The sequence below is a fragment of the Phenylobacterium sp. genome, from assembly GCF_030693405.1.
GTDB lineage: Bacteria > Pseudomonadota > Alphaproteobacteria > Caulobacterales > Caulobacteraceae > Phenylobacterium.
Genome location: NZ_JAUYAW010000012.1, coordinates 1 through 20756, shown reverse-complemented (window position 1 = coordinate 20756; position 20756 = coordinate 1). Strand labels below are relative to the sequence as shown.

Annotated in this window: 20 protein-coding genes and 1 pseudogene; 14 read left to right on the top strand and 7 right to left on the bottom strand. The window is 68.5% G+C overall.

Going from position 1 to position 20756, the window contains the following annotated elements:
• Positions 1 to 78 precede the first annotated feature (78 nt).
• Complete coding sequence (locus tag Q8N19_RS02990; protein ID WP_305588154.1) at positions 79 to 984, top strand: LysR family transcriptional regulator; 906 nt, start codon at positions 79 to 81, stop codon at positions 982 to 984.
• Here Q8N19_RS02990 and Q8N19_RS02985 read toward each other — a convergent pair.
• Complete coding sequence (locus Q8N19_RS02985) at positions 981 to 1526, bottom strand: GNAT family N-acetyltransferase (protein ID WP_305588153.1); 546 nt, start codon at positions 1524 to 1526, stop codon at positions 981 to 983. The genes Q8N19_RS02990 and Q8N19_RS02985 overlap by 4 nt on opposite strands.
• Complete coding sequence (locus tag Q8N19_RS02980) at positions 1523 to 3610, bottom strand: S9 family peptidase (protein ID WP_305588152.1); 2088 nt, start codon at positions 3608 to 3610, stop codon at positions 1523 to 1525. Before Q8N19_RS02980 ends, Q8N19_RS02985 begins: the two co-directional genes overlap by 4 nt.
• 200 nt (positions 3611 to 3810) lie before the next feature.
• Here Q8N19_RS02980 and Q8N19_RS02975 point away from each other — a divergent pair, with 200 nt between their 5' ends.
• Positions 3811 to 4644, top strand: a complete 834-nt coding sequence (locus Q8N19_RS02975; RefSeq protein WP_305588151.1) for a serine protease — start codon at positions 3811 to 3813, stop codon at positions 4642 to 4644.
• A gap of 74 nt (positions 4645 to 4718) precedes the next feature.
• Here Q8N19_RS02975 and Q8N19_RS02970 read toward each other — a convergent pair whose 3' ends face one another.
• Together Q8N19_RS02970 and Q8N19_RS02965 are read right to left on the bottom strand one after the other, a co-directional pair.
• On the bottom strand, positions 4719 to 5168 hold the full coding sequence (locus Q8N19_RS02970; protein WP_305588150.1) for a MaoC family dehydratase: 450 nt from the start codon (positions 5166 to 5168) through the stop codon (positions 4719 to 4721).
• A 91-nt stretch (positions 5169 to 5259) separates the two neighbouring features.
• The gene (locus tag Q8N19_RS02965; RefSeq protein ID WP_305588149.1) at positions 5260 to 6798 is read right to left on the bottom strand and encodes an acyl-CoA synthetase; all 1539 of its coding nucleotides are present in this window, start codon (positions 6796 to 6798) and stop codon (positions 5260 to 5262) included.
• A 148-nt stretch (positions 6799 to 6946) separates the two neighbouring features.
• On the opposite strand from Q8N19_RS02965, the gene Q8N19_RS02960 reads away from it, so the two are divergent.
• From Q8N19_RS02960 to Q8N19_RS02945, 4 genes are all read left to right on the top strand, one after another.
• Positions 6947 to 7840, top strand: coding sequence for a crotonase/enoyl-CoA hydratase family protein (locus Q8N19_RS02960; RefSeq protein WP_305588148.1), 894 nt, complete (start codon positions 6947 to 6949; stop codon positions 7838 to 7840).
• A gap of 59 nt (positions 7841 to 7899) precedes the next feature.
• Positions 7900 to 9114, top strand: coding sequence for a DUF2336 domain-containing protein (locus Q8N19_RS02955; protein ID WP_305588147.1), 1215 nt, complete (start codon positions 7900 to 7902; stop codon positions 9112 to 9114).
• 218 nt (positions 9115 to 9332) lie between these two features.
• Complete coding sequence (locus Q8N19_RS02950) at positions 9333 to 9752, top strand: MucR family transcriptional regulator (protein ID WP_293322638.1); 420 nt, start codon at positions 9333 to 9335, stop codon at positions 9750 to 9752.
• A gap of 168 nt (positions 9753 to 9920) precedes the next feature.
• Complete coding sequence (locus tag Q8N19_RS02945) at positions 9921 to 10418, top strand: PAS domain-containing protein (RefSeq protein ID WP_305588185.1); 498 nt, start codon at positions 9921 to 9923, stop codon at positions 10416 to 10418.
• Between the two features lie 14 nt (positions 10419 to 10432).
• Here Q8N19_RS02945 and Q8N19_RS02940 read toward each other — a convergent pair whose 3' ends face one another.
• Entirely contained in the window at positions 10433 to 10864 is a 432-nt protein-coding gene (locus Q8N19_RS02940) for a SufE family protein (RefSeq protein WP_305588184.1), read from the bottom strand.
• A 42-nt stretch (positions 10865 to 10906) separates the two neighbouring features.
• Positions 10907 to 11737 (bottom strand): sensor histidine kinase KdpD, encoded by an 831-nt coding sequence (locus Q8N19_RS02935; protein ID WP_305588146.1) that lies wholly within the window; start codon positions 11735 to 11737, stop codon positions 10907 to 10909.
• Between the two features lie 226 nt (positions 11738 to 11963).
• Here Q8N19_RS02935 and Q8N19_RS02930 point away from each other — a divergent pair, with 226 nt between their 5' ends.
• A complete protein-coding gene (locus tag Q8N19_RS02930; RefSeq protein ID WP_305588145.1) occupies positions 11964 to 13631 on the top strand; it encodes a HAMP domain-containing sensor histidine kinase in 1668 nt (555 codons plus the stop codon).
• Between the two features lie 7 nt (positions 13632 to 13638).
• Here the strand turns inward: Q8N19_RS02930 and Q8N19_RS02925 are convergent, their stop codons facing one another.
• Complete coding sequence (locus tag Q8N19_RS02925) at positions 13639 to 14487, bottom strand: hypothetical protein (protein ID WP_305588144.1); 849 nt, start codon at positions 14485 to 14487, stop codon at positions 13639 to 13641.
• Between the two features lie 219 nt (positions 14488 to 14706).
• Here Q8N19_RS02925 and Q8N19_RS02920 point away from each other — a divergent pair, with 219 nt between their 5' ends.
• The 7 genes and pseudogenes from Q8N19_RS02920 to Q8N19_RS02890 all read left to right on the top strand — a co-directional run.
• Positions 14707 to 15039 (top strand): DUF1491 family protein, encoded by a 333-nt coding sequence (locus Q8N19_RS02920; RefSeq protein ID WP_305588143.1) that lies wholly within the window; start codon positions 14707 to 14709, stop codon positions 15037 to 15039.
• 147 nt (positions 15040 to 15186) lie between these two features.
• Complete coding sequence (locus tag Q8N19_RS02915; RefSeq protein ID WP_305588142.1) at positions 15187 to 16185, top strand: phosphotransferase family protein; 999 nt, start codon at positions 15187 to 15189, stop codon at positions 16183 to 16185.
• A gap of 112 nt (positions 16186 to 16297) precedes the next feature.
• On the top strand, positions 16298 to 16678 hold the full coding sequence (locus Q8N19_RS02910) for a hypothetical protein (protein ID WP_305588141.1): 381 nt from the start codon (positions 16298 to 16300) through the stop codon (positions 16676 to 16678).
• A 58-nt stretch (positions 16679 to 16736) separates the two neighbouring features.
• The gene (locus tag Q8N19_RS02905; RefSeq protein WP_305588140.1) at positions 16737 to 18332 is read left to right on the top strand and encodes a peptide chain release factor 3; all 1596 of its coding nucleotides are present in this window, start codon (positions 16737 to 16739) and stop codon (positions 18330 to 18332) included.
• Positions 18333 to 18335: 3 nt separating this feature from the next.
• Complete coding sequence (locus Q8N19_RS02900) at positions 18336 to 19244, top strand: class I SAM-dependent methyltransferase (RefSeq protein WP_305588139.1); 909 nt, start codon at positions 18336 to 18338, stop codon at positions 19242 to 19244.
• A complete protein-coding gene (locus tag Q8N19_RS02895) occupies positions 19241 to 19975 on the top strand; it encodes a 16S rRNA pseudouridine(516) synthase (RefSeq protein WP_305588138.1) in 735 nt (244 codons plus the stop codon). The genes Q8N19_RS02900 and Q8N19_RS02895 overlap by 4 nt, the downstream gene beginning before the upstream one ends.
• Before the next feature lie 201 nt (positions 19976 to 20176).
• Positions 20177 to 20756: pseudogene (locus tag Q8N19_RS02890) on the top strand (hypothetical protein); the annotation flags it as partial.

Below are 20756 nucleotides of genomic sequence, written 5' to 3'. Positions count from 1 at the left end.
CACCTCCCGCATAGCCGTCGTGGGTCCGTGAGGGAAATATACTTTTGAAGCCGTTTTAGGTCGCTGTAGATATGAGCGATGGATGTCCGTCAGCTCCGACATTTCGAGGCCGTGGCCGAGACCCTGCATTTCGGCCGGGCCGCCGCGCGGCTGAACATGACCCAGCCGCCGCTCAGCCAGTCGATCCAGGCGCTTGAGCGGGAGCTCGGGGCGGCCCTGTTCGCCCGCACCAAGCGCAGCGTCGCCCTCACCCCCTTTGGGGCGCAGTTTCTGATCCCTGTACGCGCGGCCCTGGCCGAGCTGGCCGCGCTGCCGGACATCGCCCGCCGGCTGAGGGACGGGGAGGCGGGGCGCCTGGAGCTCTCCTTCGTCAGCACTGCCGACTACAGCGTCCTGCCGGCCCTGGTCCGGCGCTATGCCGCCCTCTTTCCCGCCGTGGAGATCGAGCTTCGCGAGGCGACCAGCGAGGTGCAGATCGAGGCTTTGCTGGACGGGGCGGGCCATGCGGGTGTGGTGATCGCCCCCAGCGGCGCCCTGCCGCCGGGCCTCGCCTACCACCGGCTGCTGGTCGAACCCCTGGTGGCCGCCGTGCCGGAGGCGTGGCTGAGCGAGGGCCGCTTGCCGCTCCAGGCGGGCAGGCTCGACCCCGCGGTGATCGTCCAGTCGCCGCTGATCCTCTTTCCGCGTCGCGCCGCGCCGGCCTTCCACGACCTGGTCACCGACTACTTCACCGCCCATGGCGGGGCGGCCAGGATCGCCCAGGAGGCCATTCAGATGCAAACCATCATCAGCCTTGTTTCGGCCGAGATGGGGGTGGCCCTGGCGCCGGCCTCCCTGCGCAACCTGGCGCGCACCGGCGTGCGCTATGTGGAGCTGGCCGGCGAGGCGCCCTTGCTCGAAACCGGCCTGGTCTGGCGCCAGGACGACCTGACCCCGACGCTGGCGCGGTTTCTGGACATCGCCTTCGACGGCGCGGCCGATTAGACCCCGCTGAGCGCCAGGCCAGGCGCGTTCGGGTCGCGGCTCGTTCCGCCGTTGAGCGCCCTCTGCATCCAGACGATGTCCACCCAGCGGCCGTGCTTGTAGCCGAGGCCCAGGCCTGATCCCTGGTGGGTGAATCCGAGCGCGGTATGCAGGCCGATGGAGCCGGCGTTGGCGGAATCCCCAATCACCGCGACCATCTGGCGGATGCCGATGGCCTCGCAGGACTCGATGACGGCCGACAGCACCGCGCGGCCGACCCCGCGCCCCTGGGCGTCCGGCGCCACATAGACGCTGTCCTCCACCGTGTAGCGATAGGCCGCGCGCAGGCGGAAAGGCCCGGCATAGGCGAAACCGAGAACCTTCCCCTGATCTTCGGCCAGCAGATAGGGCAGGCCCCGGGCGACAATGGCCTCGCGGCGCTGGTTCAGCTCGTCGGCCGAGGGCGGGACCTCTTCGAAGGTGCCGAAGCCATGCAGGACGTGGTGGCCATAGATCTCGGCCAGGGCGGTCATGTCGGCGGCCTCGGCCGGGCGGACGATCATCGGGTCCAGTCCTTGTCGATGGCCCAGACGGCGAAGGCGTAGTCGAGCGCGATCTCCTTCAGGAAATCGAACCGGCCAGATGCGCCGCCATGGCCGGCCTCCATATTGATCTTCAGCAGGATGGGCGCCTCCGCCGTAGTGTGCTCGCGCAACCGCGCCACCCACTTGGCCGGCTCCCAATAGGTCACCCGCGGGTCCGACAGGCCGCCGGTGGCCAGAATCGGCGGATAGGCCTTTGCGCCGACCTGGTCATAGGGGCTGTAGGCGGCGATGGCGTCATAGGCCTCGGCGTCGGTCAGGGGATTGCCCCATTCGGGCCATTCCGGCGGTGTCAGCGGCAGGCTCGCATCGCTCATGGTGTTGAGCACATCAACAAACGGCACGGCCGCGATGATCGCCCCCCAGAGGTCGGGGCGCATATTGGCCACAGCCCCCATCAGCATGCCGCCGGCCGAGCCGCCATAGGCCGCGACCCTTCCCCTGGTGGCGTAGTTCTGCGCGATCAGGTGTTCGGCGCAGGCGATGAAGTCGGTGAAGGTGTTGGTCTTCTTGGACTTGCGGCCGTCCATGAACCAGCCCCAGCCCTTATCCGAGCCGCCGCGGATATGGGCCGTGGCCCAGATCCAGCCCCGGTCTACCAGGGAGAAATTGCGGATCGAGAAGCTGGGTTCCATGGCGTGGCCATAGGAGCCGTAGCCGTAGAGCATCAGCGGCGCCGTCCCATCCAGCGGCGTGTCGCGGCGCATCAAGAGCGTGATCGGCACCTCTTCCCCGTCGGCGGCGCGGGCATAGAGCCTGCGGGCCACATAGGCGTCGGGGTCATGACCCGATGGGATTTCCTGGGTCTTGCGCAGGGTCCGCTGGCGGGTGGCCATGTCGTAGTCGAACCATTGCCGGGGCGTGGTGGGCGACTGGTAGACGAAGCGGGTCAGGGTCGTGTCGTATTCCAGCCCGCCCTCCAGGTGCAGGGCGTAGGCTTCCTCGTCGAAGGCGACCACGTGCTCGTCGCCGTCCCGGGTCATCACCGCCATCTGGTCGAGGGCATTGACCCGCTCCATCCGCACCAGGTGGCCGGCATAGGCGGCGAAGCCGGTGATGTAGCGGCCGGCCAGGTGGGGGACGAAGTCGCGCCAGGTCGCCCGAGCGGGCAGGGTCTCGGTGGAGACGCACAGCTTGAAATCCACCGCGCCATCGGCGTTGGTGCGGATCACCCAGCGGTCGCTCCAGTGGTCGAGCTCATAGCGGACGCCGGTCTCGCGGGGCTGGACGCAGGCCGGCTCGGCGGTCGGCTCGCCAGCCGGGATGATCCAGATCTCGGTGGTCTCCTGGTCGCCCACATGGATGGCCACATAGGCGTCGTCGGACGTCGTCCCGACGCCCAGGAACATGCCCTCGTCTTTTTCCTCATAGACCAGCACGTCCTCGCCGCCCCGGACGGGCCGGCGGAAGACCTTGGCCGGCCGGGCGTTCTCATCCCGCCAGATCCAGAACAGCCATTCGGAGTCGGGCGAGAAGGTGAAGTCGCCATAGGCGCTCTCGATGGCGTGGGGCAGGTCCTCGCCGGTCACCAGATCGCGGATGCGGATCGTGTAGTATTCCGAGCCCTGCTCATCGGCGGCCCAGGCATAGAGCCGGTGGTCGGGGCTGTGGCCGGCGCCGCCCACCTGGAAATAGGCCTTGCCCTTGGCCAGGGCCTCTTCGTCCAGCAGGATTTCCTCGCCGATCTCAGCGCCCCGCGGGCGACGGGCGCGGATCGGATGCTGGGCGCCTTCCTGGTAGCGGACATAGTAATCCCAGGGGCCATCGGGGGCCGGCACGCTGGAATCGTCTTCCTTGATCCGCCCCTTCATCTCGGCGAACAGGGCCGCCTGCAGATCCTTGGTGCCGGCCAGCATGGCCTCGGTATAGGCGTTCTCGGCCTTCAGATGATCGGTTATGTCGGCGCGCAGGGCCGCGGGGTCCCGCAGCACCTTCTGCCAGGCTTCATCCTTCATCCAGGCGTAGTCGTCGGTGCGGCTGCGGCCGAGCTGTTCGATAAGTTTAGGCTGCTTGGGGGCGATGGGCGGCGTCGGGCGCTGGGTCATGTCTGCTAGATGCGACGAACCCGCGCCCGCCTCAAGACGTGGCGTGCGCGCTTTTGCGCCTGTTTGCGTGTGGCGCTCTTCATGATCTGGATATGGCGCGCGGCAATAGGGCGCGGACGGTAACATCCTCGCGTCTTGCCGCAGTGCGGCAGGTCTGATTCACTTGGCCCCGTCCAATACACACCAGTCGAGGGGCGTTCATGATCGCAGATCTTGCTGTCGAGCTGATCCACGCCACGGTTCAGATCGAGCAGCCGCTGGGGGATGGAACGCGCACGGTCGGCACCGGGTTCCTGATCAACGCACCGACCCTTGATGGCCAGCCGCGCACGGTCCTGGTCACCGCCAACCACGTGCTGCAGCGGATGCCCGGGGTTCAGGCCCGCATCGGCTACCGGATCGCCAATGCGGATGGCAGCTGGAGCTACGCCCCCCAGAAGGTCGACATCCGCGACGCCGACGGCAATCCCCGCTGGACCCAGCACCCCAAGCGCGACGTGGCCGCCATCACCGTCACCGCCCCGCCGGAATTCGCCAAGGCGGCGATCCCCAAGGACTGGCTGGCCGGGGACGAGACCTTTTCCACCTATGCAGTGGGCGCGGGCGACCAGATGATGGCGCTCGGCTTCCCCCGCGGCCTGTCAGCCAACCCGGCCGGCTTCCCGATCCTCCGCTCCGGGCGGGTGGCCTCCTTCCCGCTGGCGCCGGCGGCGGCCTTTCCGACCTTCCTGCTCGACTTCACCGTCTTCCCCGGCAATTCCGGCGGACCGGTGTTCATGGCCGAGGGCGTGCGCCGCAGGCCCGGCGGCGGCGATTCCCAGGAGGTCCAGTTCATCGCCGGCCTGCTCACCCAGCAGGTGGAGCTGAACAGCGAGCGACTGGAGATCGGCATCGTCACCCACGCCCGCTACATTCACGAGACCCTGGCCCTGCTGGACAATCCGCTGGCTGAGATCACCGTGGCGCAGGGCGACATGGGGGTCGGCGGCGCCAAGGCGGCCTCGGCGCTCGAGGCGGTTTCCCCGGATTATTGAGGGCCGGACCTGTCTTCCGGCCACGAAAAAGGCCCGCGCCGAAACGCGGGCCTTTCGCAGCATAAACGGCTGATTTAGGCGCCGTAGACGACCGAAATGGTCTCGGCCACGCAGGCGGGCTTGGACTCGCCTTCGATCTCGATGGTGCATTCATTCTTCAGCTGGATGCCGCCCGACTTGGGCTCGGCGCCGATCAGCTTCTGGCGCATGCGCACGCGCTTGCCGACGCGGACCATGTTGATGAAGCGCACCTTGTCCGAGCCATAATTGATGCCCCGGGTCACGCCCTTGATCGGCAGCATGCCGGCGCCGAGGAAGGGGATCAGCGACAGGGTCAGATAGCCGTGGGCGATGGGGCCGCCCATTTCCTTGTTGGCGCGCTCCACGTCCACGTGGATCCACTGGTGGTCGCCGGTCGCCTCGGCGAACTGGTTCACCCGCTCCTGGGTGATCTCGACCCAGTCCGACACGCCGACTTCCTGGCCGACCAGGCCGGGCAGATCCTTGAATTCCACCGGGTTCATCGCTTGCTCCCTAAAGGTTTGAAACAGGTGTTCGGGTCTATCACCTGGGGCGGCGTGGGCAAGGGCGCTGCGCGCGCCACTCGCCTTGGGATCAGACGATCTTGGAGCCTTCCTTGCCCCAATAGGCGTCGCGGATCAGGCGCTTATAGAGCTTACCCGTCGGGTGGCGGGGCAGTTCGGCCATGAAATCGAGCATGCGCGGCGACTTCACATGGCTGAGATTTGCCCGGCAGAAGGCCATCAACTCGGCCCGCAGGTCGTCCCCGGCGTCGGCCCAGTTCATGGGCTGGATGACCGCGACGACCTTCTCGCCCATCTCCTCGTCCGGGGCGCCCACCACCGCGGCGTCAGCCACCTTGGGGTGGGTGATCAGCAGGTTCTCCAGCTCCTGGGGATAGATGTTCACCCCGCCAGAAATGATCATGAAGCTCTTGCGGTCGGTCAGGTAGAGGAAGCCCTCCTCATCCACCCAGCCCACATCGCCCAGCGTCGTCCAGCCATGGCGGTTGGTGTTCTCGGCCACCTTGTCCGGCGCATTGTGATAGGTGAGCGGCGTCCCACCGGCGAAATAGACGACCCCTTCGGTGCGCGGCGGCAGGGGCTCCCCGTCGTCGCCGCAGATCTTGACCTCGGCGGTGGTGCCCTTGCCCACGGAGCCCTTGTGGGTCAGCCAGTCGTGCGGACCGATATGGCAGAAGCCGTTGCCCTCGCTGCCGGCATAGTACTCGTGGATGATCGGCCCCCACCACTCCATCATCTGCTCCTTGACCGGGATGGGGCAGGGGGCGGCGGCGTGGACGGCCGACTTCATCGACGACAGGTCGTAGCGGGTGCGCACCTCCGGCGGCAGTTTCAGCATCCGCACGAAGTGGGTGGGCACGAACTGGCCGCAGTCGATCTCGTAGGTTTCGATCAGCTGCAGGGCGTGTTCGGGATCGAACTTCTCCATCACCACCACGGTGCCGCCGATCCGCTGATAGCCCATGCACCAGCGCAGCGGCGCGGCGTGATAGAGGGGCGCGGGCGACAGATAGGTCCCGTTGGGCGGGAAGCCGAACATGTGCTCGGCCATCATGGACAGCGCATTGGGCGCATCGATCGGCCCGCCGGTCAGGGGCGGCTTGATCCCCTTGGGCCGGCCGGTGGTGCCCGACGAATAAAGCATGTCGGCGCCGGCGGTCTCGTCGGCGATCGGCGTTTCGGGCATGGCCGCCCGGGCCGCCTCAAAGCTCTCATAGGGCGCGCGAGCCTCGCCCACCATGTAGAGCTTTACCCCTGGCGACAGAGCCGGAAGCTCGTCGACCACCGGCCCGACGCCGGCCGAGGTGATCAGCACCTGGGCGGCGCAATCGCCCATGATGTATTCGATCTCGCCGGCCGTCAGCTTGGAGGAGATACAGGCGTAATAGAGGCCAGCCCGTTGCGCGGCCCAGGCCACCTCGAAGAACCGCGGATGGTTCTCCATCAGGATGGCGATCACGTCGCCGGCCTTCAGGCCAAGCTGGCGGAACAGATGGGCGCCCTGGTTCGAGCGGGCCTCAAGCTCGCCATAGGTGACCGTCTCGCCGGAGCTGGCCATGATGTAGGCGGCGCGCTCAGGGTGGGACTTCGCATGATGCGACGGATGCATGGGCCTGTTTCCTCCAGGTCGCAGCCCTCTTCGTCGGGGCCGTCGACCAGCTTCAAATGATCACTGTTCAGGGATCATGGCGTGCTTGACCTCCCGTCCGTCAAGCGGCTCCGATGGGGCAAAGACAGGAAAGCGAAAGGGAGACGTCATGGCCATCAAGAGCCTCGCCGAATTCGAGACCTTGAAGCTCGAACTTGAGGACGGGATCGCCCTGCTGACCCTGAATCGGCCGGAAAAGCTCAACGCCTTCAACCCTCTGATGAACCGCGAACTGATCGCGGCCTTCGACCTGACCGACGCCGATGACGATGTGCGCGCCGTCATCGTGACGGGCGCCGGCCGCGGCTTCTGCGCTGGAGCAGATCTGGCGGGCGGCGGCTCGACCTTCGATTACGACCGCCGGGATGTTGATCCTCTGGGCCAGCGGACAGAGTCGGGCGTCTACAGGGATGGGGGCGGCCTGGTCTCCTTGCGCATCTATGACAGCCTCAAGCCGGTGATCGCGGCGGTGAACGGCGCCGCCGTCGGGGTGGGCGTCACCATGCAACTGCCCATGGACATCCGCCTGGCCTCGACCGAGGCGCGGTTCGGTTTCGTCTTCGCCCGCCGGGGCATCACGCCGGAGGCCTGCTCCTCCTGGTTCCTGCCCCGGCTGGTGGGCATGCAGACGGCTCTGGAGTGGTGCTACTCCGGCCGGGTGTTCAACGCCCAGGAGGCTCTGGATCGGGGCCTGGTCCGCTCGCTGCATGCGCCCGAAGACCTGCTGCCGGCCGCACGCGCCCTGGCCCGCGAGATCGTCGATAACGCCGCCCCCGTCTCGGTGGCCCTGACCCGTCAGCTCATGTGGCGAATGGCCGGCGCCGACCATCCGATGGCCGCCCACCGGGCCGACAGCCGCGGGATTCAGGCCAGGGGCGCGTCGGCCGACTCCAAGGAGGGGGTCGAATCCTTCCTGCAGAAGCGCCCGCCCGCCTTCCCGGACAGGGTCTCCGATGGGCTTCCCGACATCTGGCCAGGGCGCACGCCCCCCGAATTCTCCTAAGGAGGCGCGGGCGCACGGGAACCCATGGTTAACGCCCCTGTGTTGGAGTGGGTGTCCAGATGAGCCAGAGCGCCCCCCACCCGGACGACTCGCCGCCCCCGCAGTTCCGCGCCAGAGGCGCCTTGCTGCGGCGGCTGGCCGATGTGGTGTGCCTCCCGTCCAGCCGGATCAACGCCTTCGAGCGGGCTGTGACCGCTGATCTGCTGATCGAGATGCTCAGGGACGCGTCCCCCGACGAGCGCCTGAAGGTCTCCCGCCGCCTGGCCAGCCTGACAGAGCCGCCCGCTCAGCTGGCCCGTCTGCTGCTGCACGATGAGCCGCAGGTCGCCCGGCCCCTGCTGGAGGACTGCGAGAGCCTGTCGGACGCCGAGTTGCTGGACTGCGCCCGCACGGCCGGGTCTGAGCACCGGTTGATGATCGCCGCCCGCAAGGGGCTCAGCGAGGTGGTGGTCGAAGCCCTGGTGGCGGCGGGCGAGCTTCAGGTCATCGAGGCTGTCCTGGCCAATCGGGAGGCCAGGATCGGCCATGCCGGCCTGGAGGCTCTGGTCGCCATCAGCCGCGACGCGCCCCAGATCGCGCCGGCTTTGCTGCGCCGGCCGGAGCTGCGGCCGGCCCAGGCCTATGTGCTGTTCTGGTGGGCGGATCCGGAGGCCCGCCGCACGATCCTGCAGCGCTTCGCAGTGTCCCGTGAAATCCTGCAGGATGCGGCAGGCGACATCTTCCCCATGGCGGCCGCCGAAGGTTGGCAGGACCCCATGTCGCGCAAGGCGCTGCAGTTCATCGAGCGCCGTCAGCGCAATCGCGCCGCGATCGAAAAGAGCCCATTCACCAGCCTGGAGGCCGCCGTCTCCGCCGCCCAGCATGGCATGACCCGCGAGGTGGCCGAGGAGATCTCCTATCTGGCGGGCTTGAAGCCCATGACCGGCGCCAAGCTGTTCACCGATGCGGGAGGCGAGCCCCTGGCCATTCTTTGCAAGGCGACGGGCCTGCCGCGGGCGGCCCTGCGCGCCCTGTGGCGCGGGCTGCGGCGCCCGGAGACCGAGGCCGACGGATCGCCCAACCCGGCCTTTGAGCGGACCATGATCATCTACGACACCCTGGCGGTCGACCGGGCTCAGACTGTGTTGCGCTACTGGAACTGGTCGCTGTCTTCGGCCATGACGCCGGAACTGTTGCAGGCGATCCGCGACGGCGACGATAGCGTCATTGATGAATACTCCTTGCCGCAGCGCGCAGCGATGCTCGCCTTTGCAAAAGAGCTGGGTCGAAACTAGGCGCCTAGCAAGCGTAAGGCGCGGCTCAAATCTCGGAGCTGTGACGCCCGGTCGCACCTACTCAACTCTGGCACGTAATTTTTCAGGCTTGTCCTGCTGTAAGGACAGCTTTGAGCCCTATTGTCTTGTGCAGAGGCATTATGGGCGATAAGTAGCTGACAACTGATCTGGGAATCAGATGTTGTGGCGCTCACATTGCGCCGTTCTGGGTAAATCAAATGGACGAAAAAGCAGAAGTCATCGAGATGACGGCCGATATCGTGTCGGCCTATGTCGGCAACAATTCGGTCGCTGCGGCCGACCTGCCAAACCTGATCCAGGCTGTGCATCGCGCGCTGGCTGGCGTCACCACCGCGCCCGAAGCTGTCGAGGCGCCGCCCAAGGAACCGGCGGTTCCTGTTCGTCGTTCCATTACGCCGGACTTCCTGATCTGCCTGGAAGACGGTCGCAAGTTCAAGTCGCTGAAGCGGCACCTGCGCACCAAGTACAATATGAGCCCCGAAGAATACCGGGCCAAGTGGGGCCTGCCCAAGGACTACCCCATGGTCGCCCCGAACTACGCCAAGGCGCGTTCGGACCTGGCCAAGCAGATGGGCCTGGGCCAAGGCGGCCGGCAGGCGGCGCGCAAGAAGCGCTGATCCCTCCGCAGCCTCGCTGACGATAAAGAGCGCCCGCCTCTCCAGGAGGCGGGCGCTTTTTTGCGATTTATGCCCCCTCGTCGTCGCAGGCGGCGATTTCGACTTGCCCAAGATTCGCCATACGGGCGATAAGTGATTCGTCGCGATTCCAATGGGTTGTTAAGGAATCTGAATATGGCCGCTCAGATAGGGGCTTCGGCGGCTGCCGCTCGTGCTCATGAAGAAATCTACGGCTATTGGGCCGGCCTGCGCCGTGGCGCGCGGCTGCCTGCGCGCCGGGATGTCGATCCGGCGGCCCTGAAGCGCCTGCTGCCGACGGTCAGCCTGATCGATATCCGTCGCGACCCCATGGACTTCCGCGTCCGTCTGGCCGGCACGGGGCTCTACAGCATCTATGGCCGGGAGATCACCGGCCGCACCCTGGGCGAGGTGTACAACGCCGCAGCCGCCGACTACTGGCGCGAAGAGTTGTCGGCGGTGGTCCAGGAGCGCCGGCCAGGGGTCGGTGTCCACAGCCTGGCCTGGCGCGGAGCCGGCCATGTCTCGATCCTGTGGCTGAGGCTGCCGCTGGCGTCCAATGGGCGCGATGTGGACATGATCCTCGGCTACGACACGGTCGTGGGCCTGCAGAGCGAGTCCGGCTTCTCGGGCATCCGCGCCGCCTGAGTTTCAGTTCGGCGTCAGCCGTTGGCGGCGTTCAGGGCCGCGGCGTCCCGGGCGATGCGTTCGGCCATGGCGGCCAGACCGTTGGAACGCTGGGTGGAGAGGGCGCCCGACAGCCCCAGTCTCGCGAACGCGCCCCGCACGTCGAAGGCCAGGATGTCGGCCGGCCGGCGCCCTGAGAACAGACGCAGCAGAATGGCGATCAGGCCGCGCACGATGTGGGCGTCGGAGTCCCCGCGAAACTCCACCCGCCCGTCGCCCTTCGGTTCTGTGACCAGCCAGACCTGGCTGGCGCAGCCGCGCACCTTGTTGGCCTCCGATCGCTCGGCCTCGCTCAGGGGCGCAAGATCGCCGCCCAGCTCGATCACATAGCGATAGCGCTCCTCCCAGTCGCCCAGGAGGTCGAATTCGTCGGCGAGTTCGTCGAGGGTTTTCTGGATGCCGTCCATCTGGTCCCGCACTTAAGCCCCCAAAGGTCGGGGCGCAACGCGTCAGATGCCGTGGTCAGGCAAGGTCTGGGCTGCTGGTAGGCGGACGACGACCTTCAGCCCCCCTTCCGGGCCCGGCCCAAGCGCCAGGCCGCCGCCCATCCCACGGCACAGCATATAGGCCAGCGGCAGGCCGAGGCCGGCGCCTTCTCCCCGGCGGATCAGGGCGTTCTCCCCCTGCTCGAAGGGGCGCAGCAGGCGGGGGATGTCCTGGGCCGCCACGCCTGGACCCTGGTCGGTCAGGGTCAAGGCGACGCCTTCAGCCGTCGTCTCGACGACGATCGTGACGAGCCCCTCCTCAGGACCATAGGCCAGGGCGTTGGACACCAGGGCCGTCAGAGCGGTGCGCACGCCCTTGGGGTCGGCGATGATGTCGGGAAGCCGTCCCTGATCGTCGACGATCACCCTGGCCCGACGCGCGCGGGTTTCCTCGGCCAGGCCGTCGAGCACATCGTCCAGGACATGGTCGAGCGGCTCCCGGCGCGCCGCCAGATCAGCCGTGCCGCTGTCGAGCCGGGCGATCTCCAGCACCTGATTGGCCAGGGCGAGCAGCTTCTGACCGCTGTCGCGGATCAGCCCGGCATATTCCTTGTATTCGGGGGCGCCGAGGGGGCCGTAGATCTCGGCGCCGATCAGTTCCGAGAAGCCGAGAATGGAGTTCAGGGGCGTGCGCAGTTCGTGGCTGACCATGCGCAGGAAGGAGCGCCGCTGCTCTTCGGCCCTGGCCTCCAGACGCTTGTGGACGGCGCGCCGGGCCTCGCGCCGGGCGGCCGCATCCCCGGAAAGCCTGGGCTCGGACTGCGGCGGCGGGTGACGGGGGGCCGCATCGGTCATCGGATGGGCTCGCTGGGTAACCTCTGGGACAGTCCCCCAGACTGCGGGCGGGGGGCTTACGAATTGGTTTCGCGGCGCTCTGCGCCCGATATGGGCGGACTGCGACCCCATGGCCGTCGCCCAGGGGGCGAGCAGGCTCGCTTGAGGTGGGAGCGGGGTCTAGAGTCATGCGTTGATCTCTATCGATTCCGCCCCTGTGAGAGCCAGACTGCGACCCGCCCCGACCATGGACGCTCCGCCCGACCGCCGCCCTGCAGGTTTGGCCACCCCATCGGCGGCGGCCTTCTGGTGGAGCGCGGGCTGGCTGGCGCTCGTCGCCGGTGGCGGGGCCTTCGTCCTGGCCAGCGGCGGCGAGGGGGCGCGGGCCGCGATCGCCCTGGCGCTCGGCGGCGTTCCGGCGCTTCTTGATCTTGGCCTGGGCCTGGCCCGGCGCAACCCCAACGAACGGCTTCGGCTGGTCGCCTGGAGCCTGGGACCCGGCCTGGCCATGTTGCTCAGCGGCGGCGCTCTTGGCCCCCTTGGGGCCTGGTGTCTGGCCCCCCTGGCCGCAACCCTCGTCGAAGGTCAGCCCCGTCGGGCGGCCGCGGCCGGCGCCGCCGCGCTCGGTCTGATGGGCCTGGGTCTGCTGGTCAGCCTGCTTGGCGGACCACCGCCAACGGGGCCGCCGGTGTCTCTCGTCCTGCAGGCGGTGGCTCTGGTGAGCGCCGTTGGCGGCCTGGCCCTCGGCGTGGTCAGCCTGTTGCGTCGCGTGGATCGCCGCGAGCGGGCCCAGGCTAGCGCCCTTTCGCGGCTGCAAAGGCTCCTGGCCGAGCAGCCGACGCAAATTCTCGACCTGTTGCCTGACGGACGGGTGGCCGGCGCCTATGGCCGTCCCCTCGCCGGCGCCGATATCGCGGGCCGCGCCTTCTTTGATCTGGGCCTGCCCCAGGGACGTCACGACCTGGCCCGGGGGTTTCAGGTGGCGCTTCGTGACGGCCATGCGGCGTTCGCCTTTGCGCCGCTCGCCGATCCCGACGGCTGGCTTGAGGCGCGCCTGCGCCGTGGGCGCTCCATGCGCCTGGTGGCCGTCCTCGCCGATGGCCGGGCTCGCCGCGACCAGGAGGCTGAGCTTGAGGCCGCCCGCGGCGAGGCCGAGGCCCAGAACACCGGCAAGTCCCGCTTCCTGGCCAATATGAGCCACGAACTGCGCACGCCGCTGAACGCCATCATGGGCTTTTCCGACATCATGCGCTCGCGGCTGTTCGGTCCCCTGCCAGACCGCTACGGCGAGTATGCCGAGCTGATCCACGAGTCCGGCCGCCACCTGCTGGACCTGATCAACGACGTCCTCGACATGTCGAAGATCGAGGCCGAGCGGTTCGAGCTGAGCCGCGAGGAATTCGACGGCCGCGAGGCGGTCAACGCCGTCCTCCGGCTCATGCGCGGCCAGGCCGACCGAGCCGGCGTACAGCTGCGCGGCGTCCTGCCCCGGGAGCCGCTGGAGATTGACGCCGACCGCCGGGCGCTGAAGCAGATCGCTCTGAACCTGGTCTCCAACGCCCTGAAATTCACCCCGCGAAATGGCGCCGTGACCGTGGGCCTGCAGGCGGTCGGCGGGATGATGGAGCTGGTGGTCGCCGATACCGGCATGGGCATGAGTCCGGAGGACCTCGCCCGGGTCGGCCGGCCCTATGAACAGGCCGGCGACGCCGAGCGGCGGGCGGCCGGCACAGGCCTTGGCCTGTCCCTGGTCCGCAGCTTCGCCGAGCTGCACGGCGGCGAGATGATCCTGGAAAGCGCTGTGGGCGAAGGCACCACCGTGACCGTTCGGATGCCGGTGCTGCTGCCGCCTTCTGAAAGGCCAGCCGAGGCGCCGGTCCCGCAGGCCGAGCCGTTCGAGACGCCGGTCTCCTGAGAGCGCCCTAGCGCGCGGCCATCCGCAGGAAGGCGTGGCCCACGGCGAAGTCGCCCACCTCCACATAGACCCGGCGCACCGGAACGCCCTCGCTGAACAGGAACTCCACCGCCACGGCCTCCCGCGGATGCAGGGTCGCCAGGCGTTCGGCGGCCTCGGCGGGGAACCGGAACGCCCAACCTGCGCCCATAGTCTCGGGCCGAAGATCAAGGCCGGCCTTGCTGCGGGCCTCGGCGGCATAGCTGCGCCGGGCGCCGGCCGGGGGCATGCGCCGCGAGAGGTCGAGGTCCCCCCGCAGATCGAGATAGGGCTGGCTCGCCCGGCCGCTGTCGCGCAGCACCAGCCGGGCGCCAAAGGGGGCCTGTCCATCGGCGAAGCTGGCCAGCGCCAGCAGCACCGGACGGGTGTCGCGGCCGGCCAGGCCAAACACCATCTGACCGCCGGCGAATTCAGTCTGCTGGGCCAGGCGCCAGCGATGGACCTCGGCGCTGGCGGTGCGGTCGGCCCGCCAGTCGGCGGTCTCGCCGGGATAGGTGATCTGCCGCAGCTTGGCGAAGCCGTCAAAGGCGTTGCGCACATGGGCGGCCGCCGCCATCACCGCCTCGGAATCGCAGATGACGGTCTTGGCCGAGGCCCGCGCCCGGGCGTCGGCCCGGGAGAGGTCGTCGGCGCTGGCGCCGCTGCGCAGGGCGGCGTTACGGGTCTGAATGCGGCCCGCCTCCAGGGCGGCGCGCAGGCCCGGGTCAAAGAACCCGCACCGCAGGTCAGCCGCGGCCATGGCGGTGCGCTCGACATAGAGGTCCAGCGGTCCGGCAAGCGCGCCCATGGGCGCTGCGAGCAGCCCCGCGGCGACCATCGATCCCATCCACCGAACCGCCCGACGCCGCGCGGTGTCGCGCCTGATCGTCATGCGTCCAACTCGTTTCATGTTTTGCGGCTCTGCGGCCTTTCCCCCACTGTCGCCCGCGAGCGGTTGTCGTTCGGTTAGCGGCGGGCGTTTTCCATCCGCGCCGTCACCGACTTGCGGCGACCTGCGAGCCGTGCCCTAAGCAGGCCGCGCAACGGAGGGACCGACATGATCCTGTCGACGGACGTCTGGGCCGCGGCCCTGATCCGACGGGCCGAGCTTTCCGGCGGCTTTGGCGTGGTGGCGCGCAAGGGTGATGCGCGGGCCGGCGCGGTCCTGGTCAAGGCCGTGAACCTGTCGGACAAAACCGTGCGGCTCTATGCCGAGGCCACCCGGGGCGACGGCGAACGGATCTGGATGCGCCCGACCATGGCCACCGAGGAGCCCGAGGTGGACGCCTATGTCGCCCGCGCCGCCCGCATCGATCCCGACATCTGGGTCGTGGAGGTCGAGGACAAGCAGGGCCGCCACTTTCTTACGGAGCCGGTGGAAGAAGGGTAGGGACCCTCGCGACAGCCCGCTTCCGCAGGCTGGCGCTCGCCAGCAGGTCTGTGGGATTTGTGCGCGGTTAGCCTCCGGTCCCGACATGCCGCTGTCGCGGTGGCCATCTACGGGTTACGCCGCGAATCCGACGATGGAGCGAAGGCCGTGCCGCCGATCAAACGACTGGCCTTCGATGTGAGCCTGGACCAGGCCGCCGCCATTCTGGCCGGGTTCGATCCCAAGCTCTCGCCAGATCGCATCACGCCTTTGCAGGGCGGCAGCACCGAGGTCTATCGTATCGACCTTGTGGGCGGCGGCGATCCGTTGGTCCTCAAGCTCTATGCCGACGAGCCCGCCTGGCGTCCCGGAAAGGAGCGGCGGGTGGCGGAGATGCTGAAGGCGGACACGGCGATCACCATCCCGCATTGGCTGGTGTTCGACGAGTCACGCGCCATACTGCCCCTGCGTTATGCGCTCACCACCTGGGTCCCAGGGTCGCCGCTTCGCCAGTGGTTCGCAGAACCCGATCTCGACGATGTTTATCGGCAGGTGGGCGCCCTGGTGCGGGCGTTCCACACCACGTCGATGCCGGCCTATGGCTATCTTCACGATCAGGGTCTCATCGATCCTGAACCGACCAACGCCGCCTACATGGCCGGAACCTTTGGGCGCGCCCTGGGCCGGTTCGGCGACCGCGGCGGCGACGCCGACCTCGCCCGCCGGCTGGAGGACCTGTTCGCCCAGAACGCCGATGTGCTGCTGGAGAGCGGCGGGCCAGTCCTGTGCCACGACGATTTCCACCAGGGGAACATCCTCGCCGAACGGGCCGCAGATGGGCGGCTGCGGCTCACCGGATTGGTGGACTTCGGCAACGCCCGCTCGGCTGACCGCCTCTTCGACCTCGCCAAGACGTTGTTCTGCTGCGCCCACGAGGACCCGCGCAGCCCCGGCCCGATCCTTGAGGGCTACGGCGCCGTCGACCATCCCGACCCGCAACGCGCCCTGTGGGTCTATATGCTGCACCATCGGCTGAGCATGTGGGGCTGGCTGACCCGCCTGGGCGACGATCCCGACGCGCCTGAGGGGCCAGGGGGCATTCTGCGTGATCTGCGGGCCATGGCCGAGCTTGGCCTGGCTTCGGACACCTTTGAGGTCGCGCGCTGAGCTGAGCTGAGCTGAGCTGAGCCGTACGCCCCGTTAACCCCTTTCGTCCACCGAACCGAAAGCCAGGATGGGGCAGGGTGCGTCTTCCCCCGAACAGTGCAGGCGTACGGTGATGCTTTTCCTCATGAACGACGTGGTCCTCGATCTCGCCGAGATGAAGCTGACGCCGCGCCTGACGGCCGACCGGTTTCGGGCGCTGTCCTTCCCATCGATCATGCGCATGGGCCAGGAGCTCTATGCCGAGACGCCGTTGCTGCATCTGGAGCGCCCCAACCGCGCCCGGCGGCTGGCGGCTTTGATCCAGGCCAAGGCGCCGACCATCACCGGCGCCCTGTTCGTGGTCCCGAGCTTCGAGGCTGATCCGCAGGACGTGACCATCCGCTTCGCCGAGCTTGGCCAGGCAGCTCTCGAGGACCTGAAGGTTCGCCAGGACGAGGGCGACCTCGACATGCTGGCCTGCGATCGCCAGGTGTGGCGTCGACTGGCGGCCTGAGGCGCCTCTGACGCGCGCGCCGTTTGCGTCTGAGGGCCGCGCGCGCTAACGCGAGCCCATGACTCAATCTCCCGCCGCCCAGGCCGCGCGCCGCCGAACCTTCGCGATCATTTCCCACCCGGACGCCGGCAAGACGACGCTGACGGAAAACCTGCTGCTGGCCGGCGGGGCGATCCGCGCGGCGGGCCAGGTCCGCGCCCGGGGCGAGAACCGCCGCACCCGGTCGGACTGGATGAAGATCGAGCGCGAGCGGGGCATCTCGGTCTCGGCCAGCGTCATGACCTTCGACCACGAGGGGTTGATGTTCAACCTGCTCGACACCCCCGGTCACGAGGACTTCTCCGAGGACACCTATCGCACCCTGACGGCCGCCGACGCCGCGGTCATGGTGCTGGACGCCGCCAAGGGCATTGAGCCGCAGACGCTGAAACTGTTCGAGGTCTGTCGCCTGCGCGACATCCCCATCGTCACCTTCATCAACAAGATGGACCGGGAGGCGCAGGACCCCTTCGAGCTGCTGGACGAGATCTCCACCAAGCTGGCGCTGGATCCGGCGCCGCTCTACTGGCCGGCCGGCTCCGGCGGCCGGTTCAAGGGCATGGTGGATTTGCGCCGGGGCCGCTTCCTGCCCTTCGCGAAGAAGACGGCTGACGACGACGGCCACCCCGATCCCATCGCGTTCAAGTCCAATGCGGTGGTCTCCTATCTCGACCCCGAGGAGCAGGCCGAGGTGGAGGAGGGTTCAATGCTGGTTCAGGAGGCCTCCAAGCCCTTCGACCCGCAGTCCTTCCTGGAAGGGCACATGACGCCGGTCTTCTTCGGCTCGGCCCTGCGCAAGTTCGGAGTCGCCGAACTGCTGGAGGGCCTGGGCGCCTACGCTCCGCCACCCAAGGCCGTGGCGGCGCACAAGGGCGGGGAGGCGACCCATGTGGCGCCGGGCGACCGGGAGGTCTCGGGCTTCGTCTTCAAGATCCAGGCGAACATGGACCCCAACCACCGTGACCGGGTGGCCTTCCTGCGCCTGACCTCGGGGCGGTTCACCCGGGGCATGAAGCTGAAGGTGCAGAACACCGGCCGCCAGCTGTCGGTCAACTCGCCGATCATGTTCTTCGCTTCGGACCGGGAGCTGGCCGAGGAAGCCTTCGCCGGCGACGTCATCGGCATTCCCAACCACGGGGTCCTGCGGGTGGGCGACAGCCTGTCGGAGACCGGAACGCTGCGCTTCGCCGGCCTGCCCAACTTTGCCCCGGAAATCCTCCAGCGGGTGCGGGTCAAGGATCCGCTCAAGGCCAAGCACCTGAAGAAGGCCCTGGAAGGCCTCGCCGAAGAGGGCGTCACCCAGCTGTTCCGCCCCAATATTGGGGCCGACTTCATCGTCGGCGCCGTCGGCCAGCTGCAGTTCGAGGTCATGGCCGACCGCCTGGCCAACGAATACCAGCTGGAGGTCTCCTTCGAGCCGGCCCCCTATGCCGAGGCCCGCTGGCTGGGCGGCGAAAAGGTCGATGTGGAAGACTTCGCCGGCAAGCACCGCGGCGCCATGGCCAGCGACATCGACGAACAGCCGGTCTTCCTGGCCAAGTCGACCTGGGAGATCGGCTATGTGGCAGAGCGCTATCCCAAGGTCCGCTTCGAACGCTCGAAGGAACGGGCCTGAGCGATGGCGGTCCACGCTGTCTATGGCCTGCCGCCGCGGGAGCTGGTCGAGCCGCCTGCGGGCGCAGCTCAGCTCTCGCCGCTGATCCCGGGTTCGGAGTCGCTCGAGGCCGTTCCTGACCAGTCCCTCGAAAGCCTGACCATCCTGGCGCCGCCGGGCACGGTGGAGCGCCGCTACGTCCTGGCCCAGGGGCTTCGGGCCTTGAAGGTCGGCGGGACGATGACGGCGCTCGCCCCCAAGGCCAAGGGCGGTTCGCGCCTCGCCAAGGAGCTCAAGGCCTTCGGGCTGGAGGTGGCTGAGGACGCCCGACGTCACCATCGCATCTGCGAGGTTGTTCGACCGGCTGAGCCCGACCTCGCCGAGGCCCTGGCCGCCGGCGCCCCGCGTCTGTCCCCGGACCTCGGCCTCTGGACCCAACCTGGGATATTCAGCTGGGACCGGATCGACCCCGGCACCGCCCTGCTGCTTGGCCGCCTGCCGTTCCAGGCTGGCGTCGGCGCCGATTTCGGCTGTGGCCTGGGTTACCTGGCCCACGGGGTGCTGGCGTCTGCGGCGGTCACCAGGCTGACCCTGATCGACATCGACCGCCGGGCCGTCGAGTGCGCGACCCGCAATGTGAACGATCCCCGGGCCCACGTGGTCTGGGCCGATATCCGCCAGGGTGCGCCGGATTTGAGCGAGCTGGACTTCGTGGTGATGAACCCGCCCTTCCACGATGGCGGCGCCGAGGACCGGGCCCTGGGCGCGGCCTTCATCGCCCAGGCCGCCAAGGCTCTACGGCACGGCGGCAAACTGCTGATGGTCGCCAACCGTCATCTGCCCTATGAGCGGCCGCTCGCCGACAGCTTCGGGACCAAGGTCAAGCTGCTGGTAGAGGAGGGCGGCTACAAGCTCTATGAGGCCCGGCGGTGAGCAAGGTCCCGATGGCCAGGCTCGATCGCCTGCTGGCCAATCTGGGCTATGGATCGCGCCGCGAGGTCCAGGGTCTGCTGCGCAAGGGCGCGGTGGTGTTCGACGGCGCAGCCCTCAGCGACGGCGGCCAGAAGATTCCGGTGGTTCCCGACCTGCCCGAGCGCATGACGATCGAGGGCGCGCCGGTGGACCCGCCCGCGCCCCTGACCCTGCTGATGCACAAGCCGCTGGGCGTTGTCTGCTCCCACCGGGAGCCGGGCCGCAGCGTCTTTGAGCTTCTGCCCCGGCGCTGGCGGGCGCGGATGCCTGGCCTCTCCACCATCGGGCGTCTGGACCTGGACACCACAGGCCTGCTGCTGATCACCGACGACGGCCCGCTTCTGCACAGGGTGATCGCGCCCCGCAGCCATGTGACCAAACGCTATGTGGCGAGGCTCGCCCGTCCCTTGCGCGGGGATGAGGCGGCGGTGTTCGCCGCGGGGACCCTCATGCTGGAGTCCGAGACCGAGCCCCTCGCGCCCGCGACGCTGGAGCCTTTGTCGGACACCGAGGCCCGCCTGACCATCACCGAGGGGCGCTATCATCAGGTGCGCCGCATGTTCGCCGCCGCCGGCAATCATGTGGAGGCCCTGCACCGGGATCAGATCGGCGGGCTTTCCCTGCCGCCGGACTTGGCGCCTGGCGCCTGGCGCATCCTCAAGCCCGATGAGCTGAGCGCAATTTTCGCCTGAATATCGGTCCTGGCTTAATCGGTTCAGGCATTAAGGCGCGAGTGCGAGAGCCTTGTTTTGCTTGACGACGACAAGGTTCCGTTAACCATGTTCAAAAGTTAATCACTTGTTAATCGCCGCGGCTCCGGCTTTGCTCTGTCTCACCTGAACCCGCGCGGGGCGTCCCGCCGCGGGACTCTGATGACGACGGAGCGCCACGGCATGTTTGAGTTCGGCCGGGAGTTGAAGCGGATCTTTGGTGCCCAGGGGGGCTGGCGTCCGGCGCGTGATGGTCTGGCCGGGGGAGACTCCGCCCTGCTGGAACTGCTCGACCTCTCCCTGCTGCGCAACGAAGGCAAGGCCGCCGATGCCGCCGCCGGTCGTATCAGCGCCAAGGACAAACCCCAGCGCCGCCTGGAAGCCGCCATCGTCTGGCGCGAGGTCGCCCGCCGTTCCGGCGACGCCGCCACCCTTCGCAAGGCCGCCGCCCAGGCCGAGGCCGCCGCCACCGCCTTTGACCGGGAGCGTCGCCCCGACGGCTGGGCCCGCGCCCGCTGTGAACAGGCCTTCTGCGCCCTGCTCGGGGCCGAACTGTTCGGCGAGGAGGGGCTGAACGCCGCCGCCGAGATCGCCTTCCGTGAAGCCCGCGAGGCCGCCCGCGGCGGGCTGGCCGCGCCCCTGGCCGAGGTCGGCCTGGCCCTGATCGAAGGGCGTCGCCGCATGAGCCTGGGGGACGCCCAGGCCGCCCGGGTCACCGCCGCCCGGTTCTCCGCCCCCATCGCGGCCCTGCAGGCCCTGACCC